The following is a 19,863-nucleotide window of genomic DNA, read 5'->3' as shown; positions in this document are numbered from 1 at the left end:
ATCAATTTTAAGTTAACCGGTTCGTTATCGCCATATTTGATGGTGTAACCGATGACTGTACCGGCAGCATCTTTGATTTCTGTGATAGTCATTCCCGGAATGGTAACTTGAGGTAAAGTTGCTCCAGTCGGTTCGCCATCATATAAAATAGCTCCCTTTTCTCCAATAGTCAATTTTGTTCCATCAAATTCAGCCGGCGTGTCAGGCATTGTGATTGTCGGTGCAGAAATAACTTCGCCTTTATCGTTTTTTAAAGTAATGGTAACAGTTTTACCCTCTGCTTTTGTTTCCAAAGTATATTGGGTGTTTCCATCCTTAGTATCGGCATCAGCTATGGTATAAGTCACAGGATTACCGGTTGCCGGTGTGATGGTCAGTGTGCGGGTTGATTCGTCCCATTTCACATCTTTGACAAAAGCAAGAGCTCCGAAATCTTTTTTCAGATCCTCAAGGCTTTTGTTTACAGCATCGATTCGTTCATTCAGGCTGTCAATATCATCATCATAGTCTTTACAAGACTGAATTGATGTAGAGAAGCCCAACGCTGCGCACAATAAAACTGCATAAAATTTTGTTGTTTGTCTCATCTGAAATAAATTTAAAAGTGATTAGTTTCTAAAAGTTAATTGTTTGTCTATTTAATTTTTTATTAGCTATGTACAATCAGTTTTTTATTGGTTTGTATAAATATAAGATTAACATATCAATGACATAAAATAGGAAAATTCCCATGTAAATCAGATCTGATTTCTATATTGAAAAGTTTATAGATATCCAACAAAAGCGAACGTTTTTTATTGGATGATTTTTATAAAAAAATAAATTATGATGAATTATGTGTTAGCGTTTGAGAATCAAAAAATTACCTTATATGCAAATAAAAAAACCACCCCTTCCCGGGATGGTTATATGATTACACAAATTAAACGTTCGTTTTCTTTATTTGCAACTATTTCATTTTTTGCAGTTTGCTTCAGAATTCATAGTGCAAAGTAAATACTTTTTTTGGGGAATACAAAATAATTTTATATTTTTTGCAGGATCGGTGCACAAAAATTATTTACTATAAGTGAAAATTAAATTTGAGTAGTGGTAATTATCCGGTCATAATAATAAAAGGGGAGAATGAATTATTTTTCTGTGAGGTATTTCCAGAAACGGACGGGGAGGTTTTGGCGGTGCAGTTTCGGATTGATACGTTCTTTGATGGCGATGGTTTTAAAGTAGGTTCGCCAGAGTTGCTGAAAAAGTTGTTCATCTTCTGCCATCAGTTGCTGATCCAGTTTGCCGGTCAAAAGATGGGTTCCTTTGGTTTCGAAACGGACTTCATCGACTTTTTGCCGATTGTAATAATAACCGTATTCCCGTTTGATATCATACAGCAACCAGCATTGGTCGGCGAATCGGTTTTGAAAGTGACCGATAACCAAAGGCAGTACATTGTATATCGGTTCGAGGGCGGCAAAATAAGTTCCGTCGATGGTTTTTTGAAAACGGGTGAATTGGACAACCCGTAGACGTTCGTTCCCCACTTTCTTAGCGATCTGAGTGGCTTCGAGTACATCGGGATCTCCGAAGTTGATTTCGATCGGGCGGAGAGCGTCGATAGCTTTGCGGATATAACGGAATAGTAAGCGGTCGGTATCCGGAAGTTCGGACAACCAGCAAGAGGTGATAACGGATAGGCCGGCCGGAGAGAGTCTCTTTTCAAGACCTTTCCATACCCGGGAGGATTTGCGTTCATCGGTAATAATCCGAATTACCTCTTCGTGGAATAAAGGAAGGGGAACTCCTTCGGCCTGTAGTATATCCGGAAACATTTTTCGGTCATAAGCCTCGAATATACAGGTGAGTAGTCCGTCGAAGCTTTTATCATATTGGTAGATAATCATCGGCTTTTCGGTTTTATTCGAAGATAATCTTTAGCTGACGGGGATCTTCCTGTTTGCCTTTGTGTGGAATGAGTAACTGGCGTACCCGCTCGGGCCGGAGTTCCTGAACCGTCTGTAGGGGAAGTTCATTACAGGTAATGAAATATTGTGCTTTCTTCAAAACGACCCCCATTTTTTTCAATTGCGAACCATTGATTTTACCGTAGCGACGGGAGACAATGATCATTTTCGCCGATTTTACTCCTAAACCGGGAATACGGAGCAATAACTCATAATCTGCCCGGTTGATGTCTACGGGGAATTTTTCAGGATGGCGTAGTGCCCAGGCCAGTTTCGGATCGATTTCAAGGTCCAGGTCAGGATAAGAGTCGTCGACAATTTCATCCACTTTGAACTGATAAAAACGCAATAACCAATCGGCTTGATACAGTCGGTTTTCCCGTACCAGCGGCGGTTGTTTCAATTGGGGTAAACGGTTGTCGTAAGCATTGACGGGTACAAATCCCGAATAGTATACCCTTTTCATGGTCGGTCGCTGATAAAGGGCAGAAGATAACCGGAGGATATCTTTGTCGGAATCCGGAGTAGCTCCTATAATCATCTGGGTACTTTGTCCCGCAGGGGCAAAACGGGGAGCCGACCGGTATTTTTTCCGCTCTTCGGCACTTTCCAATACGCCTTGCTGGATGTGACGCATCGGTGTGAATACGCTTTGGAAATCCTTTTCGGGAGCTAATGTCTGTAAGCTTTTTTCGTTGGGTATTTCGATGTTGACACTCATCCGGTCGGCATATAATCCGGCTTCGTGGATAAGTTCCGGACTGGCCCCCGGAATTCCTTTTAAATGAATATATCCGTTGAAACGGTGGATGGTTCGTAGATCCTTGACGATTCGTACCAGGCGTTCCATGGTATAATCCGGGTTGCGGACGACTCCTGAACTCAGGAATAAGCCTTCGATGTAATTCCTGCGGTAAAATTCAATGGTGAGATTGACCAATTCGGTTACCGAGAGTGTTGCCCGCGGGATATCGTTGCTCCTGCGATTGATGCAGTAGGCACAGTCGTACCTGCAATAGTTGGTCAGCATGATCTTCAACAAAGAAATACAACGTCCGTCTTCGGCAAAGCTGTGACAAATCCCCCAGCCTGCAGCACTACCTATCGCCCCGGCTTTATGTCCCCGGGACGTACCGCTGGAGGCACAGGATACATCGTATTTGGCAGATTCTGCCAATATCTTTAACTTATCCAAAACAGATTCATCCATAGTGTCACAAAGAAAGAACTTCTTGGTGAGAAAACAAATCGAAAATAGTTAAATATAGACTTGACGGAATTATTCGGCTGTTTTCGGTGCTATCGGGACCACCGGGGCGCAGAATAATACGGTCGATTTTATGACCGGTTAAACAAGGGTTTTAGTAATAGTCGGTATTCGTGGACCAGGTTGGGAGTCAGCTTATTTTTCTCCATGCCCTCTGCCAATTCTTGCAGAGTCCAAAAACGCCCTTCGTCCACTTCATCGTTATCGATGTGGATGTGGTTGTAACGGGTACATAAAAAAGAAAAAACCAGTTCCCGTTCGCGGGGACTTTCCCAAACGTAGTTACCCAGAAAACGGGCCTCGAAGTCTGTGATGCCCAATTCTTCGGAAGCCTCCCGTTTAAGTGCATCTTCGACTTTCTCATTTACGCCGATATGTCCGCCTACTGCGGTATCCCACATACCGGGCAGAAGGTCTTTTTTCATACTTCTTTTTTGCAGGAATAGTTCGTGGCGATCGTTGGTAATGTGTAAATGTACGACGGGATGGAGTAGTTGGGATCCCGAATGACAAATGCTGCGGGGGGCCTGGCCGGTAACTTCTCCTTTCTCGTCGACGATAGGCAACCATTCTTCTTTTTTCATTTTTCTCAATAAAAGACGGTTATAGATAAAAAGTACGACAAAATAAGTACCTAAAATAATGTATAAGAGTGGGGTAGTGATGAATTTTGCCGTGTCCTCCGGCAAAAATAGAATGGCTGTATAGGCAAGTAGGGTATGTAGGGCGACGAAGATAAAAAGTATCCGCAACATTTTTCGCATACTTTGAAGTTGTGGTCCCGAAAGGTGGATATTTTTGCGGTAACCGGCAGGTAGAGTATGGGTAAAGTCGGTATGTGAGAAGGCGAAAAATCCTAGCAATAAACATAAAGCCGTTTCAATAATAGCCGGTTGTAGCTGTGAAAGTACCGAACCGTTTGCCCAAATGGAAATCAGACCCGGGATACAAAAAAACAAAGTAGTGAGGAGGATCATTTTGTCATATACTTTTTCCCGGATTCGGGTATAGATAAACTCGGCTCCTCCTAAAAGAAAGGCGACCCATACTCCGGTAACTGTTCCGAAAAATTCATCGGCTATGAAATAGATCCCTATCAGTAGTAAAGAGGGTAAAAGACTTCGAACAGAATGATTCATGATTTTAAAGCTATAAAACGACTGGCAAAAATAATCAATATACTTTATCTCCCCACAGCACTGCCCTGCAAAATAGCGGAAAAAAGAGAGAGACAAAACCGGAATACAGCTGGAACTGAAAATTTCTGTATTAACTTTGTAGCCCGAAACGTATTTGAAAAAGTTTGTAAAGTTTATAAACCGAATGAAAAGATAGTTTTATAAGAAAAGGATTATGTTGAAGATTGTCGGAATTATGTTGCTGGGCGTATTCACCGGGTATTTATTGAAAAATTATCAGCTCCGGTGGGTACAAAAATGGATTATGCTGGCCATTTGGTTATTGTTATTCTTATTAGGTATTGCTGTCGGTACGAACGGAGAGATTATGAATAATCTGGATACGATCGGTTTGAAAGGTTTGATCCTGGCCCTGGGAGGAGTATCGGGAAGTGTGATCCTGGCTTGGGTGGTATATCGCTTTTTTTTCATGAGGAGAGACGAGTCCTCTGTTTCCTGAGTATTTCTAAGTCGTTATTTTGATTCAGAATAAATGAAAGGAAGTTTGATTATTGTTGCTTTTTTTGTGGCTGGAGTGATTCTGGCCCGCTGGGACGTTCTGCCTCAGGAATTGCTTCAGCAGGATTTTAGTATGTATGTTTTATACGGGTTGATGTTCCTGGTGGGTATAAGTATAGGGAGTGACCGGAAAGCCTGGGCGGCGTTGAAAGGTCAGCAGCTACGGATTGTACTGGTGCCTTTGGCGACGATTGTCGGCACGTTGGCAGGAAGTATAGGGGTTAGCTTTCTTTTAACCGATATCCGTTTAACGGATTGTCTGGCTATCGGTTCGGGTTTCGGTTATTATTCCTTGTCGAGTATTTTTATCACAGAATATAGAGGGGCGGAATTGGGCACAATCGCTTTGACTACTAATATTATACGTGAGATCATTACTTTGTTGGGAGCTGCTGTTCTGGTCCGTTGCTTCGGAAAATTGGCTCCGATCTGTTCCGGTGGTGCTACTACGATGGATACTACCTTGCCGGTTATTACCCGATTTTCAGGTAAAGAGTATGTGATTATTGCGATATTCCATGGGTTTGTAGTGGATTTCAGTGTGCCTTTTCTGGTCACTTTTTTTGCGAAACTTTAGATTATTATTTATTCGTCCCAATTGTGGAAAAAGGTTTAGATGGAAGAATAACTCTTCATCTTAAACCTTTTTTTCTGTTTCAGCAAGTTGAAAATATTGCCTCCGCTTTTATCGGAAGACCAGGGAGGGGTATTTCGTTTTTTACTTCCTTTGAGAAAATAAAAAAGCGTCCCGTTTTCCGAGACGCTTTTTAGTTTCAGTAAAACTGATTATTTCACAGTTGCCATATGAGCGATCAATTCCAATACTTTGTTTGAATACCCCCATTCGTTGTCATACCAGGAAACGAGTTTCACAAAGCTCTTGTTCAAAGCAATACCTGCTTTTGCATCGAAGATAGAAGTACGGGCATCTCCTAAGAAATCAGAAGAAACGACATCTTCGTCAGTGTATCCCAGGATACCTTTCATTTCGCCTTCTGAAGCTTCTTTGATAGCAGCTTTGATTTCATCGTAAGAAGCTTCTTTAGCTAAACGGAAAGTCACGTCTACTACAGAAACGTCCAGAGTCGGAACACGGAATGACATACCGGTCAATTTTCCGTTCAGTTCGGGAATAACTTTACCTACAGCTTTAGCAGCACCGGTAGAAGAAGGGATAATATTACCTGCAGCAGCACGGCCACCTCTCCAGTCTTTCATGGAAGGACCGTCGACAGTTTTCTGAGTAGCGGTAGTTGAGTGTACTGTGGTCATCAAACCTTCGATAACACCGAATTTATCGTTGATTACTTTGGTCAGCGGAGCCAGACAGTTGGTTGTACAAGAAGCGTTTGAAACGATCGTTTCGCCGGCATATTTCTTGTTGTTGACACCCATAACGAACATCGGGGTATCGTCTTTGGAAGGTGCAGACATCACTACCCGTTTTGCACCAGCTTTGATGTGAGCTTCAGCTTTTTCTTTTGTCAGGAAAAGACCGGTTGATTCAACCACATACTCAGCGCCTACTTCATCCCATTTCAGGTTTGCAGGATCTTTTTCAGCAGTTACACGGATAGCCTGACCATTGACAACCAATTTACCGTCTTTTGCTTCTGCAGTTCCGTTGAAACGACCATGCATCGTGTCATATTTCAGCATGTATACCATGTAGTCTACATCGATCAGGTCATTGATTCCTACGATTTCGATATCGTTACGAGTCATAGCTGCGCGGAAAACCAAACGGCCGATACGACCGAATCCGTTGATACCAACTTTAATCTTTGCCATTTTTATTGTTTTTAAGTGTTATAAAATTATCATTTCCTTTCAAAAGTACGGAAAAAATTCCTGATATGGTTCAGTAAATATCGAAAAAAAATGAAAAAAACAACTCAAACGATTTCAATTTTCAATTGGAAACGCATTATCCTGAAAGGATTTACGAATAAGTGTAATGTTGGGACAGAATACCTGATTAGCGAGTTCGTTGTGAACTCTGATTGGCGAACTTTCGGTTCTGACCGATGAATGGGGACAGGAATCTCAGCTGGGCCGATCAGTGTGGCGCTAATCAGGATTTGAAAGGAATACTAATTGCAGTAAGTCAAATGTTTCACCTTTTTGATTTCTTTTACAGTGGCCATATGTGCGATCAGGTCTAACATTTTATTGGAATATCCCCACTCATTGTCATACCAGGCAATCAGTTTTACAAATTTATTATTAAGGGCGATCCCTGCTTTTGCATCGAATATACAGGTTCGGGCATCTCCTATGAAATCGGAAGAAACGACTTCTTCTTCTGTATAACCTAAAATTCCTTTCAGTTCTCCTTCGGAGGCCTCTCTTACTGCCGCTTTGATCTCCTCATAGGTCGTCTCTTGGGCTAAACGGAAGGTCACATCTACGACAGATATATCCAATGTCGGGATGCGGAAAGACATACCTGTCAGTTTGCCGTTCAATTCAGGGATGATTTTGCCGACAGCTTTTGCTGCTCCCGTTGTGGAAGGGATTATGTTGCCGGCTGAGGCACGTCCTAACCGCCAATCTTTTTTCGAGTGAGCATCGACCGTACGCTGACTGGCTGTCGTAGCATGTACGGTAGTCATCAATCCTTCTACGATACCGAAATGTTCATGGATGACCTTGGTCAATGGGGCCAGACAATTGGTTGTACAGGAAGCACTGGAAACGATTGCGTTGCCGTCGTAAGTTTGATGGTTTACCCCCATAACGAACAAAGGTGTATCGTCTTTAGCGGGTGCCGACATAACGACACGTTTTGCACCGGCACGAAGGTGAGCTTCCGCTTTTTCACGGGTAAGGTAGTGACCTGTTGCTTCGACGACATAATCTACTCCGGCTTCTCCCCACTTCAAACCTTCCGGTTCGCGGCTGGAAGTTACGAGAATGTGGCGTCCATTGACATACAATTCACCGTCTTTGATCTCGATCGTTCCGTTGAAACGCCCGTGTACGGTGTCGTATTTCAGTGTATATACCAAATAATCCAATTCGCTCGGATCGTTGATTGCCACGATTTCAATATCGTTTCTGGTCATTGCTGCGCGGAATACCAAACGGCCGATACGGCCAAATCCATTGATACCCACTTTAATTTTTGTCATTTTTTTCTTTTAGTTTAAAATTGGTTATTTATTTAGTGTAAAAAAATCAAAATACGAGCTCTACGGACTGTAAAACAGTCCGTTTTTTATTTACTCAAACGTTTGCGTTAGGATGGATAAAAAAAAGCACTATCTGTCAGCCGACTATAAGCCGGACATTTACGATCGATAGCGCATGAAGATAAAAGGCTCAGCAAAAATAAACTGAAAATAAAACCGATAATTACTTTTTTCATTTTCATGATAATAATCTTAAGTTGCTATCTAATCATGCTTCCAAGATTCAGAATTATTATTTATGCACTTCGTTTTAATAGGTTCCTAAAAATTGATGGAACAAACAAACCTGTCGTTTCGATGGATTACCTAAAAACTTTAACGTGTGCAAATGTATAATAAAATTTTGAATCCCAAAAATTAGTAGGAAAGATTATTCAGAGCGGCTGAATCTTATTCGAACATCTCGCTTGTAGACAAGGAATTATTACAAAATGGAGGGAGAAAAAATAAAAATGTAAGTTTTTTTTGATTTTTTCTTTGAAAAAATTTGTGCAAACGTTTTAAATACCTATCTTTGTCGCGAGATATAGAAATTATATTGCTTTATAAGTGTAGTAAATTTATTGTTAGTGTGTTTAAAAAGAGGCTGTGAAGCCTCTTTTTATTTTATGATCAAATTTTATATTTTGTTATAAAATACTGATTTGTAGTATGTTACTGGTAAATGAGGTGATTTTGAATCGGTCGTCCGGGCGATTTCCGATAATCCAGGCTATTTTTTCATCCGAAAGCAATAATAAACATTCCTGTTTTTGCTTGCTGCTGAATTTTTGATCTCTGAAAAAATCACTGAGTTTTTTCTTGCTTTTTTTCATCCCGATCGGACAAAAATAGTCTCCGGCTTGCCAATTACGGATAAGCAGGGGAAATTGGAGTTTGTCGGCATCCAGACAAGCGATATCGGGTTGCTGTGGAATCACAAACTCTTCTGTACGGGGGAAGAGCGTAAATTCGACTTTTAGTTTTCCGATCGTATAAATACCTGTTGTTGGAATTGAAGCGACTGTCCGGCAGCATTTGCTGTTGTCGTAAAGCCGCCAGAATATTCTGCCTCTTTCCAGGGTATGATGGCCGGCGATGAATTGTTTGCCGGGGATAGCTGTATGCGTATTCAGAATGTCACGGATCTGGACTTTGTTAAAACCGAAAGGTTTCAAGGTTTCATATAAAAAAGTATAAGGGGCGGGTGTGGCCAGCGTTTTGGAAATATGAATCAATAATTCGTCTTCCTCGCAATCCAGAATTTCTTCCTGAAACCGATGAATGCCGTATTGAAAGATTTCTTCTGTTTCTTTCAGGGTTTCGCAATTTTCGGTCATGGTATCCAGAAACGAAGGATTGATTTCTTTGAGGACCGGGATGATCTGGTGGCGTATTTTATTACGCACATAATCCAGTGAATTATTGGTGGAATCGGTCCGAAACCCCAATTGGTGGTCTTCTATGTATTTCAGTATATCTGTCCGCGAACATGGGAGCAGAGGACGAAGGATGTCTCCGTTGATGGATTTTATACCGGTTAGCCCTTTTATACCTGTTCCCCGGCAGAGATTGATCAAAACGGTTTCGGCAACATCGTCGGCATGATGGGCGACGACAATGTAATCCATCTTTTTCTTTTCTTTCATTTCCCGAAACCAGGTGTAACGGAGTTCGCGGGCTGCCATTTCTACACTAAGTCCGTTTTCGCGGGCATACTTCAGGGTATCGAATTTTTTGACGCTGTGAGCGATGCCGTAACTATCACAGAAACGTTTGACAAATTGTTCGTCCATGTCCGATTCTTTACCCCTTAACGAAAAATTGCAATGCAAAACCAACATCTTCAGATTCAGGTATTTGAATGCATGTAACATGCATATGGAGTCAGCTCCGCCGCTGACGGCCAATATAAATCCTGCATCCCGGGAGATGTGATGTTGTTGAAGAAAATCTTTAATCGTTTCCTGGATCATAATATGAATAAGGTAAAAAGCTATAAGCCGGATGATCAGATTTCACTGAGCTCTAACCATCTCATTTCTTTTTCGTCTAAGATAGCGATTATTTCAGCAATACGGTTGGATTGCGCTACTAGTTCTTCGGGGGACAGGCTTCCGGAATTTAATGCGGTTTCGATGATTGTTTTCTCTGTGTTCAATTGTTCCATCTCTGTTTCGAGCTGTTGCATTTCCTGGCGTTCTTTAAAGCTCAGTTTGCGTTTTTTCTCTACAGAATTATTCGGAGTGGATTGGGGCTGCTCTGTTTTTTTCTTTTCTTTTTCAATTTTCTCCAGTTGTTCTTTTTCTTCTTCTTTTTTATTCTTATAAATGGTATAATTACCGGGGAAATCTTTAACGATTCCGTTCCCTTCGAAAGCAAAAATCCGGTCGACCACTTTATCGGTGAAAAAACGGTCGTGGGATACGATCAACAGACAACCTTTGAAGCCTTTCAGATACTCTTCCAGTATATTCAACGTGATGATATCCAGATCATTGGTTGGCTCGTCCAGGATCAGGAAATTCGGATTGCCCATCAATACGGTAAGCAAATACAATCGTCTTCTTTCCCCTCCGCTCAACTTTTCGACCAGGGAATATTGCTGTTTGTCGGTGAACATGAAATATTCCAGGAATTGAGAAGCGGACATAATTCGCCCGTTGCCCAGATCGATGCGTTCGGCAATGTTTTTTACGATATCGATCACCCGGTCCGTTTCATTGAAAGCGATACCGGATTGTTTGTAGTAGCCGTAAACCACGGTTTCACCGATCGAAATCGATCCGCTGTCCGGTTGCAGATTTTGGGTAATAATATTCAGGAACGTAGATTTGCCCACTCCGTTTTTCCCGACAATACCGATTTTTTCTCCCCTGACGAATTTATAAGAGAAATCGCGGAGTATACAATGCCCGTCGAAGCTTTTAGATACATGGTCGAGTTCCAGGATTTTTTTACCCAGTCGTTTACCCTGGATGTCCAGTTCCAATTTTTTCTCTGTCGTATTCTGAGAGGCTGTTTCTTTGAGTTTGTAAAAGTTGTCTATCCGGTATTGTGCTTTATGACTACGGGCCTGAGGCATCCGGCGCATCCATTCCTGTTCGGTACGTAACAGGTTACGGGCCTTGTCGATGGCGGCATTGCGGTTTTCGATCCGTTCCTCTCTTTTTTCCAGGTAGTAAGCATAGTTACCCGAATAAGAAAACAGACCGAATTCGTCGATTTCGATAATCTGATTGCATACCCGGTCCAGAAAATACCGGTCGTGAGTGACCATCAACAGGGTGGCATTCGATTTACCCAGGTATTCCTCGAGCCATTCGGTCATTTCGATGTCCAGGTGGTTGGTCGGTTCGTCCAGGATTAAGAAATCCGGATTACTGATCAATACTTTGGCCAGGCCGACTCTTTTTTTCTGTCCTCCCGAAAGCTGACCGATTTTTTTGTCATAAGTATCGATTTTCAGTTCCGAGAGGATTTGCTTGATCGTTGTGTCGTAATCCCAGGCCGAATGGATATCCATTTCGGGAATCAGTTTTTCTAAAGCTTCGGTATGGTTGTGCGCAACTGCTTCTTCATAAGCTTTAATCAGCTTTAACACAGGAGAATCCGAGTGGAATACTTCTTCGAATACAGAATTTTCGGGATCTAAAGCCGGATCCTGGTCCAGGATACCCACTGTGATATCGTTTCTGAAAATTACCGTCCCGCTCTCCGAGGTATCTTTTCCGGCAATAATCCGCAAAAGCGTGGATTTACCCATTCCGTTTTTGGCGATCAAGGCTACTTTTTGTCCTTTACCGATCCCGAAAGATATATTTTCGAATAACAGTTGCTCGCCGAACCGTTTGCTGAGATTATCTACTTGTAAATAACTGATCATAATTTTATGTGTAATGCGGGACAAAGATAAGAAATTAATGACTACTCAGGTATTTTTTCCGTTCTTCTTCCGGAAAGTGCTCGATGGCATAGCGGAGCATGGTGCGGGGCATCCGGCTGGAACGGGAAGATAAAAAGTCTTTCAATACCTGACGGTCTTTTTTGCCGGTTTCACGGAGCAACCAGCCGACGGCTTTGTGGATCAGATCGTGGGAGTGGTTCAGAAGCAGGTCCGAAATAGCCAGACAGTCCCGGAAATCTCCTTGCCGGACAAAATGCATACAGCTGACTATAGCTATCCGCTGTTCCCACATATTGGACGAGTGGGCTAAAACATACAATATCCCGCGGTCTTTATCTGTCAACCATACTCCCAAAAGCTTGTAGCAGGTGAGGTCTACCAAATCCCAATTATTGATGTTTCGGGTTTGTGAAAGGTAGAAATCGACGCAGGTTTGCCGGAAAGCTTCGTCTTTGTTTTTAGTAAATTGGTCTACCAGGATAAGCAAGCCGGTTAGCCGGATTTCATGGTAGGGAGAAGAGATCAACTCGGCTAAGACCGGAGGTGTTGCTTTACGGTATTTCAGTGCTATGCTTCTTTGTTCGGGAACGGTGATTCCTAGGAAAAGATCTCCTTCTCCGTATTGACCTTTCCCGGTTTTGAAAAAACGGGAAAGGTGTGCGGCTTTATCCGGATTACCGAGGGCATTTAATTCGGCTATGATGTCTTGTGCCGTCGGAGTGGCATGGGTTTCGGGCTTCATCAGTTCAGTTTTTTTCGCCACACCAGCTGCTCCAGCAATAAAGCCGATACAGCGATCAGGATAAACCAGCCGGTGAGGTATTTGTTATTATCTTGTAAAACAATCTCTTTTACTAATTCGCTATTGTGATCGAAGCAGGTTGTTTTAATATCTGGCACCTTGCTTCGGGGAAAATATTGGCTTAGTTCCTGTTCCTTACAAAATTCCATTTGTGATTCGGTACGGTCGTAGTTCCAGGCCAGTACATCGACCAGACGGTCTTCCTGGTATACTTCGAATAATCCTGCTTCTTGTATGGTCGTTGCGTTGGTGAGTTGCAGGTCGCCACTGAAATTTTTCCGCACCTCAGGGATAAATTCAAAGGTGTGGTTTTCGTTCCGGATTTGCAGGGGTTGGTTGGTCTGGATCGTTCGGGTATTCAGAAGTACGGGAGCGGTGGTATTCAGAAAGTAGGAGGTATGAAGACTGGTATTGACCTGAAAAGCCATGTTGACCAAAAGTGGTACGAACAAAGGATGAAATACCAGATCACTGTCGGTGGGCAGAAAGTTGAAAGCAGAAAGGTAAAGATTTCCTTTGCCGTAATGCCGGGATACCAATAGAGGTGCCGAGTGTTTATCCGATAATAAGATTTCGGTATGGGCGGGTAAAATAAGCCGGTAATACTGACGGATTTGAGGGAGTATTGTTTTAATATCCGGTTGTTCGAATGCATCCCGGAATAAGGCTGCCTGGGTTTCGATATGAGCGATTACGGTATTGGTATCCCGTTTGTCGTAGCGGGGAGCTTGTATTTTTTGTAAGAATTTATTCTGAACTTCGGGAGAGGAAGAGGCCGGAAGAACCAATAGATTGCCTCCGTTCATCAGATAGTCTTCCCACATGCTTTCCAGACCCGTAGAGCTGTCGGTCAGACCGTCCAGGATAATCAGGCTGTAGCGGGGAAGGTTTTGCCGGACTGCCTGGTTGACAGGAATGGAGATAAAACTAAAATGGCTGGAATCCGAAAATAGTTTTCCAAAATAGGGATTTTCCTCCTGTTGCCATAAATACAGAATTTCGGTATTTTCACTGACCGGATAGGCAAAATAAAATGTATTGTCGAAAAGGACCGGAAAATCGGAGATTTCTACCGTTCCCTTATAAAAGTCTTCTGCTGTGTTCAGATAACTGATTTCAACCTTCTTTTCGCTATGGGCTTCGAGATCGGTTTGGATGATGCTGCGCTTTTTTCCGTTGATCGTCAAGGTGAGCGGAATATGGTGAAAATCCCTGTCTGAAGTGTTGACCAGGGTGATATATACTGTTTCGGATTGATTTTGTTTATGGAAGGCTTGCCCGAAGTTCACTTCTTTGATATAGAGATTACTTCGGTTTTCAGGTTTCATCATCAGAAAGACGGATTCCAGGGTTGAGTCGGTGGTGATGTGTTGGAAATCACAGTTCTTTTTCTGGAAATCAGAAATCAGGAATAGCGTACCCGGCTGGTTTTCTCCCGATTCTTTTACTTCTTTATAGACTTGAGAAAGTGGTTTAGTGGCCGGGCTGATTTTAAGATTCCCGATAGCCTGGAGCATTTTTTCTTTATCCACTGTGACCGGAAGAACTTTATCATTGGTGAACAAGCTGAAACGGCTACCGGCGGGATAGGTATCGACGATGTCGAAAAGATATTTTTTCGCTTCTTCGAAAAGACTTCCTTGCGAACCTGTATTGGTCATCGAGAAAGAATTGTCGGCGTAGATAAAAATCCGGGGAGTGGTCGTTGCGGGCAAAGCTTTTCCTTCCGGGTTGAGATAGGGGGTAGCAAAAGCGATGACGATACAGCTTAAAGCTAATAGACGCAGAAACAACAACACTAAATTTTTTAAACGTGAACTGTTTTTCTTTTGCTTTTGTAAAGCTTCCAGAAAGTTGAAGTTGCTGAAATAGACTTTTTTATATCGCTTTAAACTGAACAAATGTAATAGAACAGGTATAACCAATAACAGTAATCCGTATAGAAATACCGGATGTAGAAATTGAATGACTGATAACATAAATACTCGATTTATCGATTAAATATACCTGATTGAGGGTACCGACTATTTGCGGGAGTAAAAGTAGTAATAATTTCTGTTTTTCGGGATAAGTTTATCCCGGAGAGTGAGGCGGTTTGTATATCTCTGACTGTCAGTTTGAAAAAATGAATTGTTAGTAAAAAAGCCGTTTTTGTTATTAAAAAGGTATTCAAAAATCAAAGAGATAATTTTTTTAATTGTACTTTTACGACAAATATCATAAAATGGGAATTTATGTCTAAGATCATTGCTATTGCAAATCAAAAAGGTGGTGTCGGAAAAACAACAACTTCAGTGAATCTTGCTGCCAGTCTGGCAGTTTTGGAGCAAAAAATTTTGTTGGTAGATGCAGATCCACAGGGAAATGCTTCGTCTGGATTGGGATATGACGTGCAAAAATTAGGAGATTCGACCATCTATGAATGTCTGGTCGACGGACTGGAAGCAGAAAAGGCAACATTGAAGACTGAGATCGACCGTTTAGCTTTATTACCTTCTAACATTAACCTGGTCGGAGCTGAAGTAGATATGATGAATCTGGAGGACCGTGAAAATATCATGAAGAAAGTGCTTGCACCGGTGAGGGATAAATACGATTATATTCTGATCGACTGTTCACCTTCTTTGGGACTGATTACCGTAAATTCACTGACAGCTGCCGACTCTGTGATTATTCCGGTGCAATGTGAGTATTTTGCTTTGGAAGGACTTGGAAAATTGTTGAGTACGATAAAACTGATTCAGAAACGGTTGAATACCGATCTGGAGATCGAGGGATTTGTGTTGACGATGTACGATGCCCGGTTGAGGTTGTCGAATCAGGTGGTTGAAGAGGTGAGAAAGAATTTTCAGGATATGGTGTTCAAGACATTGATCAACCGGAATACGAAACTGGCAGAAGCTCCCGGATTCGGACAGCCTGCTATCCTCTACGATGCAAATAGCCGTGGATCTGAAGACTATATGTTGTTGGCACAAGAGTTGATTAAAAGAAATTTGGAATAAAAGTAGATCTACATTAAAATAAATACAGAAGGAAGATTTTCGATTTACGATCGTATCCCTTTTTTATATCGAATCGTAAATTTATAATCAAAATGAAATAGAGTTATGGCAAAAAAAAATGTATTAGGACGGGGGCTGGGAGCCCTGATTGCTGATGCGGCTGAAGAACCGGTGACCAGAGAGATTGTCGTATCGGCCATACAAGAGTTGAATCTTGCCGATATCCGTCCCAATCCTTTTCAGCCGAGAACGGAGTTTGACGAGGAGGCTCTGAGTGAGTTGGCTGCCTCTATTAAAGCGATAGGAATTGTACAACCCATTACCGTAAGGGCTGTCGAAGAAGGGAAATATGAGATTATTGCCGGAGAAAGAAGATTCCGGGCTTCCAAATTAGCCGGCTTGTCGACTATTCCGGCTTATATTCGTAAAACAGAAGACGATAGTCTGCTGGAATTAGCTTTGATCGAGAATATTCAGCGTGAAGATCTGAATGCGATCGAGGTTGCCATCAGTTACCAGCGTTTGATAGATGAATGCAATCTCACTCAGGATGGCTTGAGTGAGAGAGTAGGGAAAAAAAGAGCTACTATTGCCAATTATCTTCGTTTATTGAAATTGCCTGCTCAGATTCAATTGGCTGTCCGGGATAAAAAAATTTCCATGGGACATGCACGGGCGATATTGGGAGTAGAGGACCCGGATACCCAGCTGATGATCTTCGAACAGATTCTGGAGTATGATTTCTCGGTGCGGAAAGTGGAAGAGATCGTCCGGGAATTGGTACATCCTCAGGTGGAAGAACCTGCAGAGGCTTCGGTCGTTGAAGATAAACCGAAGAAGAGTAACGAGATCGGAGATTATATCGAGTTGCAAAAACATCTGTCACGGCGTTTCGATACCAAGGTGGAACTGAAACGCAATGAAAGCGGGAAAGGAAAAATTATTATAGGCTTTAAGTCTGATGCAGAACTGGAAAAGATCATCGAGTTGTTGGATAAGATTGAATGAGAAAAATTGTTTGTTTGATAGTAGCCATTCTGGCAGGACTTAGTGTGAAAGCATTGAGTTTATCGCAAGATTCGGTGACTCAGCTAGTAACTGCCGACGATACGCTTAAAGCTTTTGAGAAGATCGTCCGGAAACCTCATTCTCCTCATAAAGCCACGATTATGGCTATGCTTCTTCCCGGATCGGGACAGATATACAACGGACAATGGTGGAAAGTGCCTATCCTGTACGGGGGTATGGCTGCCGATATTTATGGTATTGCCTGGAACCAGAAGCGTTTCAAGGAGTATCGGGATGCTTATGTCGAATGGGTGCAGTATCTGGATGCGAAAGCCAAAGATCCGGATACGCCTTATCCGCAAAATCCCGCGTGGGATAAAATTCCCAAAGCTTTCGATGTGGAGACCGATCCTTATTTGCAAACATCCCAGGGACAAACCTGGTTTAAAAATACGTTGAGTAACCGGAAAACTTCTTTTAAGCGGAACCGGGATTTGTGCTATATTGTGATGGCCGCTATTTATGCCATTAATATTATCGATGCCACGGTGTATGCGCATTTTTATGATTTTGAGATAGATGATAATCTGAGTTTTAATTTACAACCTACTTCTTCCTATAGTCCTGTTAGCGGAGGAAGTATCGGTTTGACTTTAACTTTTAATTTTTAACGCGAGATGATACGTTTTTTGTTTTTTGCTGTATCCTGTCTGCTATATCATGCTGTATGCGGGGTGAATGTGGTGTCTAAAGATAGTGTTGCTTCGGTAGAGCAAGATACTGTAATTGAAAATCAGATTATAACGGATTCTATTCCGGAATCTTTTCTGGAGAAATTGGATTATTATTATACGAGCTGGTATACAGGGAAACGGGATAGTACTTATTATGTCGATTCGCTTTGTATAGCAGAGAGTTGTAAAAATATTGTTCCCTGTAACGATTCGGTTTATCTGTTGCGTTTGGATTCTTTACAATCTGCCGTTCCATTGTCGTTCAACGATATTGTCCGTACGTACATCGAACTGTATACGGTGAAAAAACGGTTGCAGGTAGCCAATATGTTAGGACGGAGTGAATATTATTTCCCCATTTTCGAAGAAGCGTTGGATGCAGAGTGTATGCCTTTGGAACTGAAATATTTGCCTGTAATTGAGAGTGCTTTAAATCCGAAAGCTTTATCCAGGGCGGGGGCCTGTGGATTATGGCAATTCATGTACGGCACAGGGAAAATGTATAAGCTTGAAATCAATTCCTATGTCGACGAACGCCGTGATCCGGTAAAAGCAACTCAGGCGGCAGTTCGCTATCTGAACGATCTGTATGCTATTTATGAAGACTGGATTCTGGTGATAGCTGCTTATAACTGTGGGCCGGGGAATGTCAATAAAGCGATTCGTCGTTCCGGAGGAAAAAAGAATTATTGGGATATATACTATCATCTGCCTAGAGAGACCCGGGGATATGTGCCCGCTTTTATCGCTGCGAATTATGTATTCGCTTATTATAAAGAACATGGTATTTTCCCGATAGAATCAACCTTGCCGCCGATGTGTGACAGTATTATGGTGAACGATGCTTTGCATTTCGAGCAAATTGCGGCCAAGCTGGATTTTTCTGTTGAAGAATTGCGTGATTTGAACCCTCAGTACCGGGCCGACGTTATTCCTGCCGGTTTTGGAAAATCGTACGCTTTGAAGATGCCTTATAACCATATCGGTAGTTTTATCGATAATCAGGATTCTATTTTTGCTTGTAACCGCAGTAAATATTTCAACGATAGCGATCGGACCGCCGATCCTAAAAACCGGATTAAAGTGCATGCACAGGCTTTGGGACAGGACGGACGGGCCCGTTTGGTATATACTGTGAAAAGTGGTGATGTACCCGGAGCTATTGCTATGAAATTCAATGTCCGCTTGGCCGACCTGAAATACTGGAACAACCTCAATAAACGGATGACGATCCGGCCGGGGCAAAAATTGGTGGTGTATGTACCTGAGAAAAAAGCCAATCAATACAAGAATAAGGCTGCTTATACCGGTAAGGAAGATAACGTAGCCTCAGCCCCGAAAGTCGAAACGATCGATGGTGAGTTTGTATTGTATACCGTCCGGAAAGGAGAAAACCTTTGGTCTATCGCCAAGAAATATCCGGGAGTATCGAATAAGGATATTATGCGCTGGAACGGAATCTCTGAAAATCAGGTCAAAGACATTCGTCCGGGACAAAAGTTAAAGATAAAGATTTAGTTTAATTTTTTTCATTAAGAATAATATACAACTTTCAAATTAGGTATTAATTAAAAAACACCCAATTTTACAAATTTGGGTGTAAAATTGGGTGTATTTTTGTAAAATGCTGATAATCAGCATTTGTCGTGGAGCAGCAGGGAATCGAACCCTGGTCCAAACACGGAATCCATATGCTTTCTACATGCTTAGTCACTTATTGGTTTTCGACGATGGTCCGGAAAGTGACACCCAAGCCATCGCTTATCCTCTTAAATTTTCGCCTTTCGCCAAAGGTGGGCTAAGACTAACCTTAAATTGACTGCACCCCGTATGCCGACCGGAATAAGGTGGGAACCACTGGCGGGATGTCTCGTCTCCGATTAACAATAAGTAAAATGAAATGTTTCTATATTTTGGTGCACCTTCAAAAGTGCACCAATTTTCTTTATAACAGGACACCTAAAAGTGCACCAAATTTTATAATATATTATTGAACTCTCTTTGTTTTTTATTCTTTAATGGTTATTCTTCATAGGCAATTACATTTAAAGTTTATACTTCTTGTCTATCGTAATGGAGTAATAAAATACTGACTTTATATACTCTTATACTCATATACTTTGAGTTGGTGGAAAATTTGGTAAAAGGTATATATAACTGAAATTTCATACCAGACTGAACATATCATTCCAATCCAGACGGTTAATCGTTGTGTTAGAATACTTCAAATTCACAATGTTCTGTAATAGTCAAGACTTAATCTGACAGTTACGTATAAAAAGAATAAATTTGTAACAGAAAACAGATTGAGTTATGAC

The 19,863-nt window shown here is 41.9% G+C and carries 15 protein-coding genes, 1 other RNA gene and 1 pseudogene; 6 read left to right on the top strand and 11 right to left on the bottom strand.

What is annotated here, in order from left to right; genetic code table 11:
- From WS42_RS11140 to WS42_RS11125, 4 genes and pseudogenes are all read right to left on the bottom strand, one after another.
- Positions 1–587: pseudogene (locus tag WS42_RS11140) on the bottom strand (hypothetical protein); the annotation flags it as partial.
- 543 nt (positions 588–1,130) lie between these two features.
- Positions 1,131–1,892, bottom strand: a complete 762-nt coding sequence (locus WS42_RS11135) for a TIGR03915 family putative DNA repair protein (protein WP_046405114.1) — start codon at positions 1,890–1,892, stop codon at positions 1,131–1,133.
- A 13-nt stretch (positions 1,893–1,905) separates the two neighbouring features.
- Positions 1,906–3,162 (bottom strand): putative DNA modification/repair radical SAM protein, encoded by a 1,257-nt coding sequence (locus WS42_RS11130; protein ID WP_046451103.1) that lies wholly within the window; start codon positions 3,160–3,162, stop codon positions 1,906–1,908.
- A 128-nt stretch (positions 3,163–3,290) separates the two neighbouring features.
- A complete protein-coding gene (locus WS42_RS11125) occupies positions 3,291–3,803 on the bottom strand; it encodes an NUDIX hydrolase (RefSeq protein ID WP_046451105.1) in 513 nt (170 codons plus the stop codon).
- Between the two features lie 769 nt (positions 3,804–4,572).
- Between WS42_RS11125 and WS42_RS11115 the strand changes: the two genes are divergently transcribed.
- The gene (locus tag WS42_RS11115) at positions 4,573–4,857 is read left to right on the top strand and encodes a LysO family transporter (protein ID WP_022160537.1); all 285 of its coding nucleotides are present in this window, start codon (positions 4,573–4,575) and stop codon (positions 4,855–4,857) included.
- Positions 4,858–4,890: 33 nt separating this feature from the next.
- On the top strand, positions 4,891–5,493 hold the full coding sequence (locus tag WS42_RS11110) for a LysO family transporter (protein WP_046451102.1): 603 nt from the start codon (positions 4,891–4,893) through the stop codon (positions 5,491–5,493).
- 209 nt (positions 5,494–5,702) lie between these two features.
- Here the strand turns inward: WS42_RS11110 and gap (WS42_RS11105) are convergent, their stop codons facing one another.
- The 6 genes from gap (WS42_RS11105) to WS42_RS11080 all read right to left on the bottom strand — a co-directional run bounded on the left by gap (WS42_RS11105) (position 5,703) and on the right by WS42_RS11080 (position 14,777).
- A complete protein-coding gene (gap, locus tag WS42_RS11105) occupies positions 5,703–6,707 on the bottom strand; it encodes a type I glyceraldehyde-3-phosphate dehydrogenase (protein WP_013610408.1) in 1,005 nt (334 codons plus the stop codon).
- A 302-nt stretch (positions 6,708–7,009) separates the two neighbouring features.
- Positions 7,010–8,050 (bottom strand): type I glyceraldehyde-3-phosphate dehydrogenase, encoded by a 1,041-nt coding sequence (gap, locus tag WS42_RS11100; RefSeq protein ID WP_046451101.1) that lies wholly within the window; start codon positions 8,048–8,050, stop codon positions 7,010–7,012.
- Positions 8,051–8,739: 689 nt separating this feature from the next.
- Complete coding sequence (tilS, locus tag WS42_RS11095) at positions 8,740–10,065, bottom strand: tRNA lysidine(34) synthetase TilS (RefSeq protein WP_046451100.1); 1,326 nt, start codon at positions 10,063–10,065, stop codon at positions 8,740–8,742.
- A gap of 35 nt (positions 10,066–10,100) precedes the next feature.
- On the bottom strand, positions 10,101–11,975 hold the full coding sequence (locus WS42_RS11090) for an ABC-F family ATP-binding cassette domain-containing protein (RefSeq protein WP_046451099.1): 1,875 nt from the start codon (positions 11,973–11,975) through the stop codon (positions 10,101–10,103).
- Positions 11,976–12,009: 34 nt separating this feature from the next.
- On the bottom strand, positions 12,010–12,738 hold the full coding sequence (locus WS42_RS11085) for a DNA alkylation repair protein (RefSeq protein ID WP_022160542.1): 729 nt from the start codon (positions 12,736–12,738) through the stop codon (positions 12,010–12,012).
- Positions 12,738–14,777, bottom strand: coding sequence for a vWA domain-containing protein (locus tag WS42_RS11080; protein WP_046451098.1), 2,040 nt, complete (start codon positions 14,775–14,777; stop codon positions 12,738–12,740). The genes WS42_RS11085 and WS42_RS11080 overlap by 1 nt, the downstream gene beginning before the upstream one ends.
- A 255-nt stretch (positions 14,778–15,032) precedes the next feature.
- Between WS42_RS11080 and WS42_RS11075 the strand changes: the two genes are divergently transcribed.
- The 4 genes from WS42_RS11075 (at position 15,033) to WS42_RS11060 (ending at position 19,063) form a co-directional block, all read left to right on the top strand.
- On the top strand, positions 15,033–15,803 hold the full coding sequence (locus WS42_RS11075) for a ParA family protein (protein WP_013610415.1): 771 nt from the start codon (positions 15,033–15,035) through the stop codon (positions 15,801–15,803).
- 105 nt (positions 15,804–15,908) lie between these two features.
- Complete coding sequence (locus WS42_RS11070) at positions 15,909–16,811, top strand: ParB/RepB/Spo0J family partition protein (RefSeq protein WP_046451097.1); 903 nt, start codon at positions 15,909–15,911, stop codon at positions 16,809–16,811.
- Positions 16,808–17,482, top strand: coding sequence for a DUF5683 domain-containing protein (locus WS42_RS11065; protein WP_013610417.1), 675 nt, complete (start codon positions 16,808–16,810; stop codon positions 17,480–17,482). The genes WS42_RS11070 and WS42_RS11065 overlap by 4 nt, the downstream gene beginning before the upstream one ends.
- 6 nt (positions 17,483–17,488) lie before the next feature.
- Entirely contained in the window at positions 17,489–19,063 is a 1,575-nt protein-coding gene (locus WS42_RS11060; RefSeq protein ID WP_022160544.1) for a lytic transglycosylase domain-containing protein, read from the top strand.
- 126 nt (positions 19,064–19,189) lie between these two features.
- On the opposite strand, the gene ssrA is transcribed toward WS42_RS11060, so the two are convergent.
- Positions 19,190–19,471, bottom strand: a transfer-messenger RNA (tmRNA) gene (gene ssrA, locus WS42_RS15535).
- Positions 19,472–19,863: the final 392 nt, after the last annotated feature.

The organism is Odoribacter sp. N54.MGS-14 (assembly GCF_000980295.1).
Taxonomy (GTDB): domain Bacteria; phylum Bacteroidota; class Bacteroidia; order Bacteroidales; family Marinifilaceae; genus Odoribacter; species Odoribacter splanchnicus.
The sequence above is the reverse complement of the archived record's forward strand: the minus strand, read 5'-3'. Positions and strand labels throughout refer to the sequence as shown.